The sequence below is a fragment of the Gulosibacter sediminis genome (assembly GCF_030011715.1).
Classification (GTDB): Bacteria; Actinomycetota; Actinomycetes; order Actinomycetales; family Microbacteriaceae; genus Gulosibacter; species Gulosibacter sediminis.
Window position 1 is genome coordinate 105,374 of record NZ_JASCYH010000001.1, and the last position, 17,375, is coordinate 122,748.

The following is a 17,375-nucleotide window of genomic DNA, read 5'->3' on the forward strand; positions in this document are numbered from 1 at the left end:
GAGGCACAACCGTTAATTGGTCTGCTCCCGTCAGGGGCAGACCCTGATGAGGAGAACTGTGGCAAAACCACGCGTACATGAGATCGCCGCCGAGATGGGCGTCGAATCTAAGGTCGCACTCGCGACCCTGCAGGAAATGGGCGAGTTCGTAAAGACCGCGTCCTCGAGTGTTGAGCCCCCCGTGGCTCGCCGCCTGCGAGACGAACTGAAGCGTCGTGCCGACCAGGGCGGCGCCGAAAGTGCTGCCGAGGCACCGAAGCCGGCCGCAGCGGCAGCACCCGCTGCGCCGAAGCCTGCATCCGCATCGGGTGCGCCGAAGCCCGGCGCCCCGAAGCCCGCCGCTCGTTCGGCCGCGCCGAAGCCGGGCGCAGCGAAGACCGGTGCGGCGAAGCCTGGCGCCGCCAAGTCGGGTGCTGGCAAGGCCGCTCCGGCGGCGCAGAGCCGTGCTCAGTCGGCTCCGAAGCCTGCGTCGAACAAGCCCCCCGAGGCTGCCGCGCCGAAGCCGGCTGCTCGTTCGGCTGTCGCGCCAACGCCCACGCCGAAGACCGGTGAGGCGCAGGCAAAGCCCGCACAAGGTAGCGCCAAGCCCGGTCAGTCGCCTGCGCCGAAGCCCGGTGCAGCTGCGCCGAAGCCCGGCGGCGCCGACGGCAACAACATCCCTCGCCCCCGCGGCCCACGCCCCGGTAACAACCCCTACGCATCGGCGCAGGGTATGGGTGCACGCCCGCGTCCGGGGAACAACCCCTTCAGCCCCAAGCAGGGCCAGGGTGGCGCACCGCGCCCCGGTGGCCCCCGTCCGGGTGCCCCGAAGCCGGGTTCCGTCGGCGGTCGTGGTCCCGCTGGTCCGGCGCGCCCGGGTCAGCCCCGCGTGTTGCCCGGTGAGCGTCCCCAGAACGCTGGTGGCGGTCGCGGTCGTCCCGGCGGCGCTGGCGGCGGTGGTCGTCCAGGCGGTGCCGGCGGCGGTGGCGGCGGATTCGGCGCGCCTCGCCCCGGTGGCGGCGGCGGACGTCCGGGCCCCGGCGGTCGCGGTCGCGGCGGCACCGCTGGTGCCTTCGGTCGCGGCGGCGGTAAGTCGAAGGCGCGCAAGTCGAAGCGGACGAAGCGGGCAGAATTTGAGATGCGGGAGGCGCCGTCGATTGGCGGCGTGAAGGTTCCCCGCGGCAATGGCGAGACGCGCATCAGGCTGCGTCGCGGCGCGTCGATCTCAGACTTCGCCGACAAGATTGATGCGTCGCCCGGTGACCTCGTAACGGTGCTGTTCCACCTCGGTGAGATGGCGACCGCGACAGAGTCGCTCGACGAGGGCACGTTCCAGGTGCTCGGTGAGGAGCTCGGCTACAAGATCGAGATCGTCTCGCCCGAGGACGAAGACCGCGAGCTGCTCGAAACCTTCGACATTGACCTCGAAGGCGAAGAGGACGCGGAGACCGATGAAGAGCTCGAGGTTCGTCCGCCGGTTGTGACCGTGATGGGTCACGTCGATCACGGTAAGACTCGACTGCTCGACGCGATCCGTCGCAGTGACGTTCAAGCTGGCGAGGCCGGCGGCATCACCCAGCACATTGGTGCGTACCAGGTGTGGGGCGAGCAGGAGGGTGTCCAGCGCGCGATTACCTTCATCGACACCCCGGGTCACGAGGCGTTCACCGCCATGCGTGCCCGTGGTGCGAACGTCACCGACGTTGCGATCCTCGTGGTCGCGGCCGACGACGGCATCATGCCGCAGACGATTGAGGCGCTGAACCACGCGAAGGCGGCGGGCGTGCCCATCGTCGTCGCGGTCAACAAGATCGACGCCGAGGGTGCGAACCCCGACAAGGTCCGCGCTCAGCTGACCGAGTACGAGCTCATTGCCGAGGAATATGGTGGCGACACCATGTTCGTCAACGTTTCGGCGAAGACCGGCGAGGGTGTGCGCGAGGTCATTGACGCCGTGCTGCTCACTGCCGACGCCGAGCTCGACCTGCGCGCGAACCCGAACAAGGATGCCCGCGGAACGGCGATCGAGGCGAAGCTCGACAAGGGTCGCGGTGCGGTTGCGACCGTGCTCATCCAGTCGGGTACCCTCCGTGTCGGTGACTCGATCGTGGCCGGCACGGCATACGGCCGCGTGCGTGCGATGCTCGACGAGAACGGCGAGATGGTTGAGGCGGCCTACCCGTCGCGTCCCGTGCAGGTGCAGGGCCTCAGCTCGGTGCCTCGCGCTGGTGACACGTTCCTTGTGACCGAGGACGACCGCACGGCTCGTCAGATTGCCGAGAAGCGCGAAGCGGTCGAACGCAACGCGCAGCTCGCGAAGGCCCGCAAGCGCATGTCGCTCGAGGACTTCACCCGCGCGCTCGAAGAGGGCAAGGTGCAGTCGCTCAACCTCATCATCAAGGGTGACGTCTCCGGTGCCGTCGAGGCGCTCGAGGACTCGCTGCTCAAGATCGAGGTCGACGACTCGGTGCAGCTGCGCATCATCCACCGCGGTGTTGGTGCGATCAGCGAGTCGGACGTCAACCTGGCGACCATCGACAGCGCCGTGATCATCGGCTTCAACGTTCGTCCTGACCAGAAGGCGCGTGCCGCCGCGGCCCGCGAGGGCGTGGATATCCGCTTCTACTCGGTCATTTACGACGCCATCGATTCGGTCGAGCGTTCGCTCAAGGGCATGCTCGAGCCGGAGTACGAGGAAGTCCGGTCGGGCGTTGCGGAGATCCGCGAGATCTTCCGTTCGTCGAAGTTTGGCAACATCGCCGGCTGCCTCGTGCAGTCGGGCACGATCACGCGCAACGCGAAGGCCCGCGTCATCCGCAACGGTGTTGTCGTTGGCGATGGCCTCGCCATCGAGTCGCTGCGCCGCTTTAAGGATGACGTGACCGAGGTTCGTGATGGCTTCGAGTGCGGTATCGGACTCGGCAAGTTCAACGACATCCAGATCGGTGACGAGATCGAAACCACGGAGATGGTGGAGAAGCCTCGTGACTGACAACGCTCGGGCTGCACGCCTGGCTGATCGCATCAAGGTGCTGGTGGCGAAGACCCTCGAGCGAGGGGTGAAAGACCCTCGTCTCGGCTTCGTCACCATCACCGACGTGCGTGTGACCGGCGACCTGCAGCACGCAACCATCTTCTACACGGTGTATGGCACCGACGAGGAACGGATCGAGTCGGCCGCCGCGCTGAAGAGCGCGACGGGCATGATTCGCTCCGAGGTGGGTCGCAACCTCAATGTGAGGCTGACGCCGTCGCTCGAGTTCGTGCTGGATGCCCTGCCTGACAACGCGGGTCGCATCGACGACCTCCTGGCTCGGGCGCGTGATGAGGATGCGCGACTTGCGTCCGAACGCGACGGTAAGGGTTTCGCGGGGGAGTCCAACCCCTATCGAGACGCTGACGACGAGCAGCAATAAGCTCCATCAATCAGTGCGGGAGGCGAAGAAATTCGTCCTCCCGCACTGCTAGTTGGTCCACCACCAACGCGTCGATCAGCCGAGCGATGCGGGCAGAAAATTCGGCGTCTGCTGCACCGAGTTCGTGGGGGAGCGCATCCTCGGCGATACCCTCGTGACGTTCTCGCAACAGACGCATGATTCTGCCGCGCAGTTCGCGGTCCGACCCGGCAAACTTCGCCTGCGAACGGCCCGGTGCGGGTGTTTCGGGGTTGCCGGCGAGGTGCCATTCGCACAGCTCCGCAACGGGGCAGGCGTCACACAATGGCGCGCGGGCGACGCAGATGACCGCGCCGAGCTCCATCGATCCGGCGTTCCACGATGATGCCTCGTCGGGGTCGGTGGGGAGCACCGCGAGCATCTCGGCGTCGTCGCGGCGATGGTTCGGCAGCCACGCGTGCTGCTGGCCGTGACGCGTGCGCGCGAGCACGCGTCGCACGTTCGTGTCGACGACCGGCACGACCTCGCCATAGGCGAACGAAGCGACCGCGGCCGAGGTGTACGGGCCGATGCCAGGTAGCGCGAGCAGCGCATCCCGGCTTCGCGGCACCTCGCCATCATGGTGCTCGACTATCGCCTGTGCGCAACGGCGTAGGGCAACTGCCCGACGTGGGTAACCGAGCCGGTCCCAGGCCCGAATCACGTCGGCGTCGCTCGCCGCCGCGAGCTCGGCGGGCGTCGGCCACTTGGACATGAACTCGAGCCATTTGGGCAACACGCGCGACATCTGCGTCTGCTGGCTCATGACCTCGCTCACGAGGATGCCCCACGGGCTGCAGTCGGGTTTGCTCCAAGGGAAATCGCGGGCCGTGCGGTCGTACCAGTCAATGACGGTGCCGACCAGCGCATTCTTCGACGTCATGCCATGACCCTGCGGGCGAGTTCGCGGGGCGGCAGGAACCGTTGCGTCGCCGACACCTCGTGCACGAGCCGAGTGACTCGCGTGTTCACGGGAACAGCCAGGCCGACAGCAGCGGCGCTGCGCACGACCTCGCCGTTGAGCGCGTCAATCTCGGTTATCTGGCCGCGCCGAATTGATTGGAGCGTTGAGGCGGGGTTTGGGGTCGTGCCGAACATGCGGCCCAGCTTGCCGCGGACCACCTCGAGCGCCCTGCCATCGCGCACCAGGTCGGCAAAGTGTGGGTGCATGCCGGCCACCCGGGCAAAGCAGATGCGCCGTGCATCCGCCACCGAAACGAGTTCTTCGAGCGAGCGGGCGACGATCGGCGCGAGCAGGGGATGCGCGCTCACGCGCTGCACGCTGAGGCCGGTGACGGCGGGCAGGGCGTTGACCTGATTCAAGAACAGCTTCATCCACAACAGGCCGTCCAGATTCGGCGAGGCGGCCGACGGAAGGGCACCGGCGAATGCGCCCGCAAGCTCTTGCGCGGCCCCGTAGCCGCCCGCGGAAATGGCGGCGAGCGTCAACTTACCGGGGCCGGTTACGCGGATCTCGGCGGCACCGAGATTCGTGGCGGGGAACGTCGAGACAAGGCCGTAGATGCCGTCGCTCCGACCGAGGAGCCGGGCGACCTCGGAGGGTCCGCGGACGCCATTCTGGGTGACCACAATGGGCGTTGACGCAATCGCTCCGGCCTGTTGCTGCACCGCCGCCTCGGTTTGGTAGGTGCGCACGGCGAGCAGGACGAGCTCCGTGTCGGAGGCAACCGCGTCGCTGGCGCTGACGGCCACCGTGAAGTTGCCCTGCGCGCCGCGCAAGCGGATGCCGTGCTCGCGCAGCGCGTCGAGCGTCGCGCCGCGCGCGACGGCGTGCACCTCGTGCCCGGCGCGGGCGAGGAGCGCCGCCAGCGTTCCACCGACCGCACCAACGCCCACCACAGAAATTCGCATCGACTCAGCCTAGCGACGCGCGGGCATAGAATCGTACGGATGTCTCAACGTTCCGATGGCCCGCACGGCCTGCTGCTGCTCGACAAGCCGTCGGGCATCACGAGCCACGATCTCGTTGCCAAGACGCGGCGCGCGCTGGGCACGCGCAAGGTCGGTCATGCCGGCACGCTCGACCCCATGGCGACGGGGCTCATGCTGCTCGGCGTCGGCGACGCCACTCGCCTGCTGACGTACCTCGTTGGCGAGGACAAGGTTTACGAGGCCACCGCGCGCTTCGGCATCGCGACGAACACCGAGGATGCCGATGGCGAGGTGACGAGTCTTGCGTCCCCGGAGCTCGTGCGGGCCGTCACTCACGACCGGCTCGAGGCCGCGCTGGTGAAGCTGCGCGGCGAGATCCAGCAGGTACCGAGCGCGGTGAGCGCCATCAAGGTCAACGGTGTGCGCAGCTACAAGCGCGTGCGCGACGGCGAGCAGGTCGAGCTCGCCGCGCGCACCGTCACGATCCACGAATTGCATGTGCTCGGCACCGAGTTCCGCGAGCTGGCGCTCGCCGACGGCACGACTCAGCCGCTGCTCGACGTGCGCCTGCGCGTCGGCTGTTCGTCGGGCACCTACGTGCGCGCGCTTGCTCGCGACCTCGGCAATGACCTCGGGGTGGGGGCACACCTCACCGCGCTCAACCGACTCGCGGTCGGTGACTTTCGCGTGGCGAACGCGACGACGGTGGACGACGCGCAGCTCGCGAGCCGACTCGTACCGCCCGCCAAGGTCGCGACGACCCGCTTCCCTTCCTTTGTCGCCGACGAGGTCCAGGCGAGCGCGTTGCGGAACGGTCGTCGCATCCCAGCCCCCGAGGGCACCGATGGTCTCAGCGAGCCGATCGCCGCCCTCGACGCCGAGGGGAACCTCATCGGTCTCATCGAGATCCGTGACGGCGAGAGCAAGATCCTCATGAACATGCCGCAGCGCAGCGTGGGCGCCGAATGAGCGAGTGGTTCTCGTGGGTGCAGTTCGCGGTCGCCACCGCCGCGGGCCTGTTGTGCCTCATCATGGCGTTCGCGAATCGCAAGCCGGGCGACGTCACCGTCGGCTCGCTGGCGCTCGTCGAGGTGCTCCTCATCGTCCAACTCGTCGCCGTGCTCGTCGCTCCCGCGGTCGGCAATCCGATCCGCGGCGACGGCCTCGAATTGTGGATGTATCTCATCGCCGCGCTGCTGCTTCCGCCACTAGCCGGACTCTGGGCGATCATCGAGCGCGTGCGTTGGTCGAATGCGGTGCTCGCGGTGGCCGCGTTCGCGGTCGGGGTTATGGTCATCCGGATGCAAACGATTTGGGTGGGCTGATGGGCAAGTCGCGCATCCTCGTCGCCATCTACGTCGTGCTCTTTCTCGCGGCAGGCGGCCGAAGCACCTTTCAGATCATCCGGGAGTTCGATGTCGCGCCGCTCGCGTACACGCTGAGCGCCGTCGCCGCGGTCGTCTATCTCCTTGCGGGCATCGCGCTCGCCCTCGCGGACCACAGCGCTGTGTGGCGTCGACTCGCCTGGGTGGCCCTCGGGTTCGAATTCGTGGGGGTCATCACGGTCGGTGTGCTCTCCGGCCTCGACCCCGAATTGTTTCCCGCCGCAACAGTCTGGAGCGGCTTTGGACGCGGCTACCTGTATATTCCTCTCGTGCTTCCTCTCGCTGGTTTCTCTGTGCTCGAGACACGCTCACGTGCCGAGCGCGCCGGCTTCGCTGCGGCGGTGACCGCGTGATTCTGGTCAACAACCCCGCAAGCTTCCCGGCGCTGCTGCGACCGAGCGTGGTGACGATCGGCAAATTTGATGGGCTCCATTGCGGCCATCGCGACCTCATCGCGCGAGTGCGTGAGGAGTCGCTCGCGCGAGGCCTCACCAGCGTCGTCGTCACCTTCGACCGGCACCCCGCCGCGCTATTCGCGCCCGAGCGAGCCCCGAAACCCGTGGTCTCGCTGCTGCAGAAGGAAGAGCTGCTCGCCGACTCTGGCGTCGACGCCACGGTGGTAGTGCCGTTTACGCGCGAGTTCTCGCAGATGAGCCCCGCCGACTTCGTCGGAAAGTTCCTCATCGAACAGCTTGGGATGCGCGCGATCGTGCTTGGCAACGACTTCCGTTTCGGTTTCAAGGGGGCAGGCGACGTGGCCTATCTTCGCGAACTCGGGGGCGAGCTCGGCTTTGACACCATCGTCATCGAGGACACCTCGGACGATGGCACGCACCGGGCCTCGTCGACACGCATCCGCGAGCTGCTCGAGCAGGGGGATGTGCGCGGCGCCGCGGCGGCGCTCGACCGCAACCACCGCGTGCGCGGCGTGGTCGTGCACGGCGCAAAGCGCGGGCGCGAGCTTGGCTTCCCGACAGCGAACCTCGGCCCTGAAACGCTCGAGGGGTACGTGCCCGCTGACGGCGTCTACGCAGGTTGGTTGCACGTCGATGGAGAGCGGCTACCGGCCGCTATCTCGATCGGCAACAATCCGACCTTCGAGGGTGTTCCGCAGAAGCAGATCGAGGCGTACGTGCTCGACGCGACGCTCGACCTTTACGGCAACTCCGTCACGGTCGAGTTCGTCGACTTCATTCGCCCGATGCTGAAGTTCGACTCGCTCGAGGCGCTCATTACGAGCCTCGGCGACGACGTCGCCCGCACCCGCGAACTGCTCAGTTAACGGCGAGGCGACGACGCCCGAACAAGTGCATGATGATCTCGCCGGCGGTCGCATCGAGCGTCGGGCCGGAGCCGATTTGCCAGCGCGCATCCGTCGCCCGCAGCGAGCGCTTACTCGCGAGCTTGACTGCCTTACCGCCGAAGGGCATCTTCGTGCGTGCGAGCGCGACCGAGCCGGTGGAGCGCGGGCTTAACCGCAGCTGCAGGCCGAGTGCCTCGGTCACGTCGTAGGCGTGCACGACTGCTTCGGTGAGCTCAATGATGCCGTTGCGGTGATCGCCCGCGAGCTTGCTGCTCGCGATCTCGCGCAGCTGCTCGACGAGCACGGGCGTCGGCGCCGCGGCCTCATCGCGGGCCAGCTGGGCGACGATGCGATTGAAGTTGAACCCCTTGCGGCCGATGCTCGCGAATGCCGATCCGACCATGTCGGAGCTGTTGAGGCCGAGCCGCCAAATGAGGTGGCCGGCGACATCGCGCACGCGCCAGTCGCCGCACATGCTCGGCGCCTCCCACTGTTCGTCGTCGAGGCGATCGAGCGTGTCGGCGAGGCGGTCGAGCGTGGTCGCGATGTGCGCGCTCCAGTCACCCGAGGTGCGCGAGGCCGGGCGCGAGAACGACGCGTTGGACAAAGGCTGCTCGGATGCTGAATCGGGTGTCACATTGGCAATTATGGCACCTGAGTTGTGTGGCTCCGTGAGCGCGCGGTGATTCGGGTAGAATGGTGGCGACGCCCTGCGTACCCGGATCTCTGTATGTTCCGTCGCACGGCCCACGACGTTCTGAAGTCACCCGCGAGTCGCTGGTTTTCGGCCCGCGGTTTCACCTGTTGAAGGAGGCGCATGTCGCCGAAATCGCACACGCACATGAGCACACAATCCACCCGGCGTCGCCGTTCTAAGGGCGACAACACCGGTGTGATCCCGCAACTGGCCAAGGCGGCCCGCGAGGTCGAAACTGCGGCAATGCGGGGGCGCATCTCGCCCTCGATGCGCACGAAGTTCCAGGTTGTGGGTCGGCTGGTGCGCGAGGAGCGCGCCCGGCTGAAGACCGACGCATCCGTGCCGGCGGGGGAGCGCAACGAGTCGCTCAAGCGCCTCGATGGCCTCGGTGCCATTCTCGCGAAGACGGCGGCGCGCGACACGACGCTGCTCAACCTGCTCAAGGAAGACGCGCCGACGACGCCGCAGGCACGCGAGCTGCGCAAACAGATGCTCTTCGCTGGCGGCGTCGACATGGTCGTCGACGAAGAAGAAGAGACGGCACCCGAGCCGCAGACGATGCTGCTGCCCGAGGGCATTCGCGAGCGTCAGGTGATGCCCCCTAGTGTTAAGGCGCGCGTGCGTTCGAACCCGTTCCTCTCGCCGGATCTCACGCAGATTCGGCCACCGAGCCACCACTACACGCGGCTCGCCAACTGGGAGCTGCTCGGCCCGCTACTCAAGGCCTTCGCGACCGGCGCCGGTGGCGGTGCCGCGTCGATGGAGCTGCCGGACCCGCCGCGCTTCGACCGCGTGTCGCCCCCGTCGCTCGAACTCATGCCGCACCAGGCGCAGCTGATCGAGGCGGTTCGTCAGGGGCAGCGTTCGGTGCTGCTCGCCGACGAGCCGGGCCTCGGCAAGACCGCCCAGGCAGTGCTGTCGGCGTCGGTGGCCGGCGCGTATCCGCTGCTCTGCGTCGTGCCGAACGTGGTGAAGACGAACTGGGCGCAGGAGGTCGCGCGGTGGACGCCAACCCGCCGCGCCACCATCATCAGCGGTGACGGCAATGACATCGACGCCTTCAGCGACGTCTTCATCGTCAACTACGAGATCCTCGACCGCCACATTGGCTGGCTGCAGCGCATCGGCCTCAAGGGCATGGTGGTCGACGAGGCGCACTTCATCAAGAACGCAACCTCGCAGCGAAGCCGGCTCGTGCTGCAGCTCGCCCGCAGCATTCGCAGCCGTGTGCCGGGCGTCGATCCGCTCATGATGGCGCTCACGGGCACCCCGCTCATCAACGACGTCGACGACTTCCGTGCAATCTGGCAGCTGCTCGGCTGGCTCGACGGCGATCGCCCCGCTCCTGTGCTGCTCGACGCGCTGGACAAGACTGGCCTCGTGCCGAGCGACGCGGGCTTCGCAGCGGCCGCCCGTCGCGCCGTCATCGACCTTGGCATCGTGCGTCGCCGCAAGGTCGACGTCGCGAAGTCGCTTCCCGCGAAGCGGGTCGTCGACATGCCGGTCGAGCTCGACACCGACGAGGGCGCGTCGATTCGACGCGCTGAGCGACTGCTCGTCGACCGCCTCCTGGCGCGCTACTCGCGGATGCTCAGCGCGGCCGACCTGCCGCAGACGACGATCGATGAACACCGTCTTCGGATGCTCGCCCGCCAGGAGGTCGAGGAGTCGAAGGCCGCGAGCGGCGGAGACTCGATCTTCGCGATGCTGCACCGCATCGGTATCGCCAAGTCGCGCCTCGCGGCCGAGTACACGGCGCAGCTGGCCCACTCGGTTGGCAAGGTCGTGTTCTTCGCGAAGCACATTGAGGCGATGGACCGGGCCGAGGAAGTCTTCGAGGCCGAGGGTCTTCGCGCGGTGCACATCCGTGGCGACCAGACCACGGCGCAGCGCGACCGAGCCATCGACGCATTCCAGCACGACCCCGAGGTCAAGGTCATCGTGTGCTCGCTTATGGCGGCCGGCGTCGGTATCAACCTGCAGGTTGCGAGCGATGTTGTGCTGGCCGAGCTGAGCTGGACCGCTGCCGAGCAGACCCAGGCCATCGACCGCGTGCACCGCATTGGCCAGGAGATCCCCGTTACCGCTTGGCGCATCATCGCGTCGCAGACGGTGGATGCGCACGTCGCGGAGCTCATCGATGCGAAGCAAGGCCTCGCCGCGCGTGCGCTCGAGGGCACCGATACCGGCGAGGTCTCGAGCGAAGACATTCAGGTTGACGCGATCGTGAATCTGTTGCTTGAGCGGCTGCGGATCTATCAGAATGGAGTTGACGCGTAGCTCGTTTGTAAAAACGAACGTCTTTCACATTATGCTGGTAGCCGAGGCATCGGAGCCAAACGCAACGAAGGTGGATGACATTGTCAACGTCTGATCAGTTCCGCATTGAACGCGACTCGATTGGTGAAATCAAGATTCCGGCGAACGCCTACTGGGGCGTCAATACCGCGAGGGCTGTCGAGAACTTCGACATCGCGCGACGCCAAATCAGTGTGTACCCGGACTTCCTGGTCGCATTCGCTCAGGTGAAGCAGGCCGCGGCCCGCGCGAACCAGGAGATCGGCATACTTGACTCGGAGCGCGGAGGCTACATCGAGCAGGCGTGCCAGGACATCATCGATGGCAAGCTGCACGACCAGTTTGTCGTCGGCGTGATTCAGGGCGGCGCGGGTACGAGCTCGAACATGAACGCGAACGAGGTCATCGCCAACCGCGCCCTCGAACTCGCGGGCCGTGAGTTCGGCGACTACGCGTATATTTCGCCGAACGACCACGTGAACGCGTCGCAGTCGACCAACGACACTTACCCGTCGGCGGTCAAGCTCGGTCTTGTGCACTCGACCCAGAACCTCATCGCCGAGTACAAGCTCCTTCAGGATGCCATCATGAAGAAGGCGTTCGAGTTCAAGGAGGTGCTCAAGGTCGGCCGCACGCAGTTGCAGGACGCCGTGCCGATGACGCTTGGGCAGGAATTCCACGGTTTCGCCACGACGGTCGGCGAGGACATCCAGCGTCTTGAGGACGTTGGGCCGTTGCTGCTTGAGCTTAACCTCGGTGCCACCGCAATCGGCACACGCATCAACGCGCCGGCCGAATACCCGGCGGCAATCATGCGTCACCTGCGCGAGATCACTGGCTACGACGAACTCGTGACCGCGACCGACCTTATCGAAGCCACCAGCGACACGGGTGTCTTCATGTCGCTCTCGAGCGTCATGAAGCGCTGTGCCATGAAGCTGTCGAAGATCTGCAACGACCTGCGTCTGCTCTCCTCGGGCCCGCAGGCCGGTCTCGGTGAGATCAACCTGCCCGCCCGCCAGGCCGGCTCGTCGATCATGCCGGGCAAGGTGAACCCTGTCATTCCCGAGGCCGTGAGCCAGGTTGCCTTCGTCATCGCGGGCTCTGACGTCACCGTCGCGTTCGCGTCTGAGGCTGGTCAGCTGCAGCTCAATGCGTTCGAGCCCGTCATGATGCACACGCTCATGCAGAACTCGGTTTGGCTGCGCCGCGCCATGCGCACGCTGCGCGTGAACTGCATCATCGGCATCACCGCCAACAAGGAGAAGACCGAGGCGCAGGTTGCAGCTTCGGTCGGCCTCATCACCGCGCTCAACCCGGTGATCGGCTATGCCGAGGCATCGAAGATCGCGAAGAAGGCACTTGCCACCAACAGCAAGGTTGTCGACCTGGTCGTCGAGGCCGGCCTGCTCGAGCGCGAGCGCGTGATCGAGCTGCTGCACCCCGAGGCCCTCGCGGGCCGCTTCCCCGAAGCGACGTCAGTCGGCTCGCTCACCGACGACGAGATTCTCGAGCAGGAACGTCGCATCGACTCGCTCGACCCGAAGGAACTCGCCGGGCCGATGCACGAAATCGTGTAGCTCGGTTACTCGCTCAGATTGCGATCGTCGGCGTCATGCTCATCGAGCATGGCGTCGTCGTCGTTGTCGCTGAGGTCATCGAGTGCACCGTCACGGAGATCGGCCGCGGTCACGATCGTCTCGGCCTGGCGCTGACGGTTGCGCTCGTTCGCCTCGTTGAGCTCCTGTCGGAGCGACTCCGTGGTGTGCACGAGCCGCGAAGGGATCTCACGCGAGGTCTCGGTCACGCGGTTGCCCACACGGTGCAGCGCATCCACTGCCGAGTCGAGGCCCTGCTGTGCCGCTTCGGCCGTCTTTTTCGCCGCCTCGGACTCGGCAACACTGGTCGCGGCCGCCTTGATCTGCTCGTAACGGGCACGACCGGCCCGGGCTCCGACAACAAATCCAACTGCGGTTCCGAGAAGAAACATGGCTCGCTTCATGGCACTCAATCTACCTGGCGGTGAAACAACTACGCTGGGCGGATGCCAACGAACGAGGTGCCCGAGCTCGCTGAGGGAACGACCAAAGTTCCTCTTCGGCTTCCCCGTGATCGGCGGGGGCCGTTCATTTGGATGATCGTGTTGTCGATCGTCTTGACTCTCGGTCTCATCGCGGTGGGCTGGTTGCTCGTGAACTGGCAGCTCGACGCGATCGTCATGGCAATCCCGGCGCTGATTCCGCTCACGCTCGTGCTCATCGCGGTGCACTTTCTTGACCGCTGGGAGCCGGAACCCACGATCCTGCTCGTGCTTTGCTTCGTCTACGGCGCGGGGGCTTCGATCCTCGGCACCCTCACTGTCGGAAACTTCCTCCTCGAGGTGACGAACACCTACGCGAGAGACTCCGTCGGTCTCGCGGCCTGGTCGATCCTGCTCCAGGGTCCGTTCGTGGAGGAGCTCGTCAAGGGCGTAGGTGTCGCGGTGCTGCTCATCATCGCCTGGCGCGAGGTTAACGGCCCGCTCGACGGCTTTGTCTACGCGGCGGTGATTGGCGCTGGCTTCGCGTTCACCGAGAACATCGTCTACTTCGCGTCGTCAGGTTCGACCGGGCTGGAATTCGTGTGGCTGCTCGTGGTGCGGGGGATTCTCTCGCCGTTTGCGCACGTGATGTTCACGGGGGTGATCGGGCTGGCCCTGGGCTGGGCGGCACAGCAGCGAAAACCGTTGCAGTTCGCTGTCGCCGGCGTGCTGGGCCTCGTCATGGCCGTTGGTCTGCACGCGTTTTGGAACGGAGCGAGCATCTACCTACTCCCGCTCTTCGGCGTCGACGCGCAGAACCCGTTTGCCTGGATCATCTCGTACGGACTGTTCCAACTGCCGCTCTTCCTCGCCTTCGGCTGGTTGCTGATGCAACTGCAGCATCGCGACCGACAGATCATTCGCAACAGACTCGACGAGTATCGACGCGCCGGTTGGTTCACGACCGCCGAGGTCGAGATGATCACGAACTGGCAGTTGCGGCGCAAGGCGATTCAGTGGGCGCGGGCGCAGTCGACCGAGCAGGGTCGGGCCATGAAGAACTTCGTTGAGGATGCGACGAGGCTCGCCTTCGCGCGCGAGCATGCCTCGATCGACAAACGCGACCCGCATCGCCGGGCCATCGAGAAGTCGCTGCTCGCGGTCACCCGACGTGACAGAAAAGACCTGCAAGATATGGTTCGATCGAAGGCATGACTGAACTTACGAAGCCTGAAGTTGAATTCCCCGATGGTCCGGCCCCGACCGAACTCGTCATCGAAGACCTCGTCGTAGGCGAGGGGGCCGAGGCCCAGGCCGGCGGCACCGTCAACGTGCACTACCTCGGCGTCGACTACGAGTCCGGCGACGAGTTCGACTCGTCGTGGTCGCGTGGCCAGTCTGTGGAGTTCCCGCTTGCCATGCTGGTCAAGGGCTGGCAGCTCGGCATTCCGGGCATGAAGGTGGGCGGCCGTCGCAAGCTCACCGTGCCGCCGGCCCTGGCCTACGGTGATGCCGGTCAGGGCCACCCGTTGTCGGGCCGCACCCTGATCTTCATCATTGACCTGCTCGGCGCCAAGTAGCGTCGTACCGTGCTAGCATTCTGAGGTTGCCGTGAAATCGGCCGCGGACAAAGAGAGTCGCGGGATTCCTTCCCTCGACGCCGCGCAGCGAACGAAAGGGGCTCACCGCCAATGGCGCTGAACGCAGAAAAGAAGCAGTCGATTATCGCCGACTACGCCACCCACGAGGGTGACACCGGAAGCCCCGAGGTGCAGGTTGCGCTCCTGAGCGCCCGCATCAACGAGCTCACCGAGCACCTCAAAGAGCACAAGCACGACTACCACTCGCGTCGTGGCCTCCTCCTCCTGGTTGGTCAGCGTCGTCGTCTGCTGAAGTACCTCACCGACGTCGACATTGCACGCTACCGTGCGCTCATCGAGCGCCTGGGCCTGCGCCGCTAGGTTCAGGAACCCAAGCATCGTGCTAAGGCTATGCCCCACGTCTTCGACGTGGGGCATAGCTGTCTCAGTACCTATCGCAGCAACGGCACCGCACCAGGGGAGTAGCTATGTCCGACACCGATAAGGCAACAAAGGCGGACGACGCGAGTACCTACCGCCTCAATCGTGCCGGCGTGCCCGACACCACACCCGAGGTCGATGAGCTGGCCGAGTTGGCCGGTCGTCAGCCCGGCAACATCGACGCGTGGAAGCAGGGCTACCCGTACAGCCGCATACTCACGCGCGCCGTGTACGAGCGCCAGAAGCGCCTCTTGCAGATCGAACTCCTCAAGCTGCAGACGTGGGTCAAGGAGTCGGGCACGAAGCTGGTCATCATCTTCGAGGGCCGCGATGCTGCGGGGAAAGGCGGCGCCATCAAGCGCTTTATGGAGCACCTGAACCCACGAGGTGCCCGCACCGTCGCGCTCGAGAAACCGACCGAGAAAGAATCCACGCAGTGGTATTTCCAGCGCTATGTCGAGCACCTGCCCTCGGCCGGCGAGATCGTGCTGTTCGACCGCTCCTGGTACAACCGGGCCGGGGTTGAGCGCGTCATGGGGTACTGCACGCCGACGCAGTACTTGGAGTTCACGCGTTCCGCGCCCGAGTTCGAGCGGATGCTCGTGAACTCCGGCATTCACGTCATCAAGTTCTGGTTCTCCGTGGGGCGAGCCGAGCAGCTCGCGCGCTTTGCTGCCCGCCGCGACGACCCGGTACGCCAGTGGAAGCTCTCGCCGACCGACCTCGCATCGCTCGATAAGTGGGACGAATACACGGCCGCAAAGGAGGCGATGTTCTTCTACACCGACACCGCCGAGTCGCCGTGGACCGTCGTGAAGTCGAACGATAAGAAGCGAGCGCGGCTCGAGGCGATGCGCTACGTGTTGAACGAGTTCGACTACCCGAACAAGGACAAAGCCGTTGCAGTCGCGCCTGACCCGAAAATCGTTGGTTCTCCGCGCGTGATCTATGACGATGGCGAGCGCCCCGAGGAGTTTCCCGTCGTGTGACGGAATGCGTCGAAGCGAATCGGCGACAGTTGCTGCCCGTAGCTAGGGTTACGGGCAGCAACGACCGTTTTCCAGGAGCATCATGACTGAGTTTTCGAGCCTCACTCGCGCCACCCGTGCGGGCATTGAGACCGACACCGCGCAGGGCGCGGTTGTCCCACCGCTGTACCTTTCTTCGAACTACACCTTCGCGAAGTTCGGCGAGCCGCGACGGTTCGACTACACCCGCTCCGGAAATCCCACGCGTGCCATCCTCGGCGAGGCAATCGCCGAGCTCGAGGGAGGCGCTGGGGCGACGATCGTGGCGACCGGCATGGGCGCAGTTACGCTCGTGACCGTGGCGCTGCTGCAGCCGGGCGACGTTGTTGCTTACCCCCACGACTGTTATGGCGGCACCTGGCGCCTGTTCGAGCAACTCGGCTCGAAGGGGCTTTACCGCTTCGAGCCCGTTGACTTCACCGACGTCGAAGCGGCCAAGGCTCGCATCGCGCAGCTCTCGCCGAAGCTCGTCTGGCTCGAGACTCCCTCGAACCCGCTGCTGCGCGTGACTGACGTCGAGGCCATCTCGGCGGCCGCTCACGAATCGGGTGCGCTCGTTGCAGTTGACAACACCTTCCTCACGCCGCTCGCGCAGAAGCCCTTTGCACTCGGCGCCGACGTGGTTGTGCACTCCGTCACGAAGTACCTGAACGGCCACTCCGACGTGGTGCAGGGCGCGGTCATCGGTCGCACCCCCGAGCTTGCGGAACGCTTCGATTGGTGGGGCAATGTGCTCGGCGTCACGGCCAGCCCGGCCGACTCGTACCTCGTAATTCGCGGCCTGCGCACGCTCGAGGTGCGGTTCGCACGGCACCAAGAAAACACGATCGCCGTCGTCGACGCGATTAGGGACCACCCCGCGGTGCAGCAGCTCAACTTCCCGGGTCTTGCCGAGCACCCGGGCCACGAGCTTGCGAAGCGTCAGCAGTCGGGTTTCGGTGCGATGTTCTCGATCGACCTCGTCGGCGGCGAGGACGCGGCACGCCGCTTCGTCGAGGCGGTCGAGCTCTTCTCGCTCGCGGAGTCGCTCGGCGGCACCGAGTCGCTCGTCGCACATCCCGCGACCATGACCCACGCGTCGATGACGCCCGAGGCGCAGGATGCCGCCGGCATCACGCCCGGCCTGCTGCGGTTCTCGATCGGCATCGAGCCGGTCGAAGACCTCATCGTCGACCTCAAGGCCGCCCTCGACGCCGCGCTCTAGTCTTCCTCAGCCCCGAACGCCACCCCACCCGTCCGCCAAGCGTGATGGTGGGGTGGCGTTCGGGGTTTCCAGACCGCTCGCTGCTAGGATCAGGGGGTTCGTACTAATTCGCA

General features: G+C 66.0%; 17 protein-coding genes. 13 read left to right on the top strand and 4 right to left on the bottom strand.

Annotated features, from left to right (window positions below; translation table 11 throughout):
• The first annotated feature begins 58 nt into the window (after window positions 1–58).
• Both infB and rbfA read left to right on the top strand, forming a co-directional pair.
• Window positions 59–2,971, top strand: a complete 2,913-nt coding sequence (gene infB, locus QM019_RS00550) for a translation initiation factor IF-2 (RefSeq protein WP_282851459.1) — start codon at window positions 59–61, stop codon at window positions 2,969–2,971.
• Window positions 2,964–3,395, top strand: coding sequence for a 30S ribosome-binding factor RbfA (rbfA, locus tag QM019_RS00555; RefSeq protein ID WP_125106049.1), 432 nt, complete (start codon window positions 2,964–2,966; stop codon window positions 3,393–3,395). Before infB ends, rbfA begins: the two co-directional genes overlap by 8 nt.
• 10 nt (window positions 3,396–3,405) lie before the next feature.
• Here the strand turns inward: rbfA and QM019_RS00560 are convergent, their stop codons facing one another.
• Entirely contained in the window at window positions 3,406–4,296 is an 891-nt protein-coding gene (locus QM019_RS00560; protein ID WP_282851460.1) for an HhH-GPD family protein, read from the bottom strand.
• Window positions 4,293–5,285 (bottom strand): ketopantoate reductase family protein, encoded by a 993-nt coding sequence (locus QM019_RS00565; protein ID WP_282851461.1) that lies wholly within the window; start codon window positions 5,283–5,285, stop codon window positions 4,293–4,295. The genes QM019_RS00560 and QM019_RS00565 overlap by 4 nt, the downstream gene beginning before the upstream one ends.
• A gap of 39 nt (window positions 5,286–5,324) precedes the next feature.
• On the opposite strand from QM019_RS00565, the gene truB reads away from it, so the two are divergent.
• The 4 genes from truB to QM019_RS00585 are packed head-to-tail and all read left to right on the top strand — an operon-like array spanning window position 5,325 to window position 7,973.
• Window positions 5,325–6,275, top strand: a complete 951-nt coding sequence (truB, locus tag QM019_RS00570) for a tRNA pseudouridine(55) synthase TruB (RefSeq protein ID WP_282851462.1) — start codon at window positions 5,325–5,327, stop codon at window positions 6,273–6,275.
• Window positions 6,272–6,631, top strand: a complete 360-nt coding sequence (locus QM019_RS00575) for a hypothetical protein (RefSeq protein ID WP_125106045.1) — start codon at window positions 6,272–6,274, stop codon at window positions 6,629–6,631. The genes truB and QM019_RS00575 overlap by 4 nt, the downstream gene beginning before the upstream one ends.
• Window positions 6,631–7,044, top strand: a complete 414-nt coding sequence (locus tag QM019_RS00580; protein ID WP_125106044.1) for a hypothetical protein — start codon at window positions 6,631–6,633, stop codon at window positions 7,042–7,044. The genes QM019_RS00575 and QM019_RS00580 overlap by 1 nt, the downstream gene beginning before the upstream one ends.
• Window positions 7,041–7,973: a bifunctional riboflavin kinase/FAD synthetase gene (locus tag QM019_RS00585; protein ID WP_282851463.1), complete on the top strand. Its 933-nt coding sequence runs from the start codon at window positions 7,041–7,043 to the stop codon at window positions 7,971–7,973. Before QM019_RS00580 ends, QM019_RS00585 begins: the two co-directional genes overlap by 4 nt.
• Here the strand turns inward: QM019_RS00585 and QM019_RS00590 are convergent.
• Window positions 7,966–8,631 carry a maleylpyruvate isomerase family mycothiol-dependent enzyme gene (locus QM019_RS00590; RefSeq protein ID WP_282851464.1) on the bottom strand — a complete coding sequence of 222 codons (666 nt, stop codon included), beginning with the start codon at window positions 8,629–8,631 and terminating at the stop codon, window positions 7,966–7,968. The two genes, QM019_RS00585 and QM019_RS00590, sit on opposite strands and share 8 nt — an antisense overlap.
• Window positions 8,632–8,811: 180 nt before the next feature.
• On the opposite strand from QM019_RS00590, the gene QM019_RS00595 reads away from it, so the two are divergent.
• Window positions 8,812–10,971: a DEAD/DEAH box helicase gene (locus tag QM019_RS00595; RefSeq protein ID WP_428831940.1), complete on the top strand. Its 2,160-nt coding sequence runs from the start codon at window positions 8,812–8,814 to the stop codon at window positions 10,969–10,971.
• 74 nt (window positions 10,972–11,045) lie between these two features.
• A complete protein-coding gene (locus QM019_RS00600) occupies window positions 11,046–12,569 on the top strand; it encodes an aspartate ammonia-lyase (protein WP_125106040.1) in 1,524 nt (507 codons plus the stop codon).
• A gap of 5 nt (window positions 12,570–12,574) precedes the next feature.
• On the opposite strand, the gene QM019_RS00605 is transcribed toward QM019_RS00600, so the two are convergent.
• Complete coding sequence (locus QM019_RS00605) at window positions 12,575–12,979, bottom strand: hypothetical protein (protein WP_282851465.1); 405 nt, start codon at window positions 12,977–12,979, stop codon at window positions 12,575–12,577.
• 54 nt (window positions 12,980–13,033) lie between these two features.
• Here QM019_RS00605 and QM019_RS00610 point away from each other — a divergent pair, with 54 nt between their 5' ends.
• From QM019_RS00610 to metB, 5 genes are all read left to right on the top strand, one after another.
• A complete protein-coding gene (locus QM019_RS00610; protein ID WP_125106038.1) occupies window positions 13,034–14,224 on the top strand; it encodes a PrsW family intramembrane metalloprotease in 1,191 nt (396 codons plus the stop codon).
• The gene (locus QM019_RS00615) at window positions 14,221–14,589 is read left to right on the top strand and encodes an FKBP-type peptidyl-prolyl cis-trans isomerase (RefSeq protein ID WP_125106037.1); all 369 of its coding nucleotides are present in this window, start codon (window positions 14,221–14,223) and stop codon (window positions 14,587–14,589) included. Before QM019_RS00610 ends, QM019_RS00615 begins: the two co-directional genes overlap by 4 nt.
• A gap of 111 nt (window positions 14,590–14,700) precedes the next feature.
• Window positions 14,701–14,970 carry a 30S ribosomal protein S15 gene (gene rpsO / locus QM019_RS00620; RefSeq protein WP_282824043.1) on the top strand — a complete coding sequence of 90 codons (270 nt, stop codon included), beginning with the start codon at window positions 14,701–14,703 and terminating at the stop codon, window positions 14,968–14,970.
• A gap of 107 nt (window positions 14,971–15,077) precedes the next feature.
• Window positions 15,078–16,019: a polyphosphate kinase 2 gene (ppk2, locus tag QM019_RS00625; RefSeq protein WP_282824045.1), complete on the top strand. Its 942-nt coding sequence runs from the start codon at window positions 15,078–15,080 to the stop codon at window positions 16,017–16,019.
• 82 nt (window positions 16,020–16,101) lie between these two features.
• Window positions 16,102–17,262 (top strand): cystathionine gamma-synthase, encoded by a 1,161-nt coding sequence (gene metB / locus QM019_RS00630; RefSeq protein WP_125106034.1) that lies wholly within the window; start codon window positions 16,102–16,104, stop codon window positions 17,260–17,262.
• Window positions 17,263–17,375 lie beyond the last annotated feature (113 nt).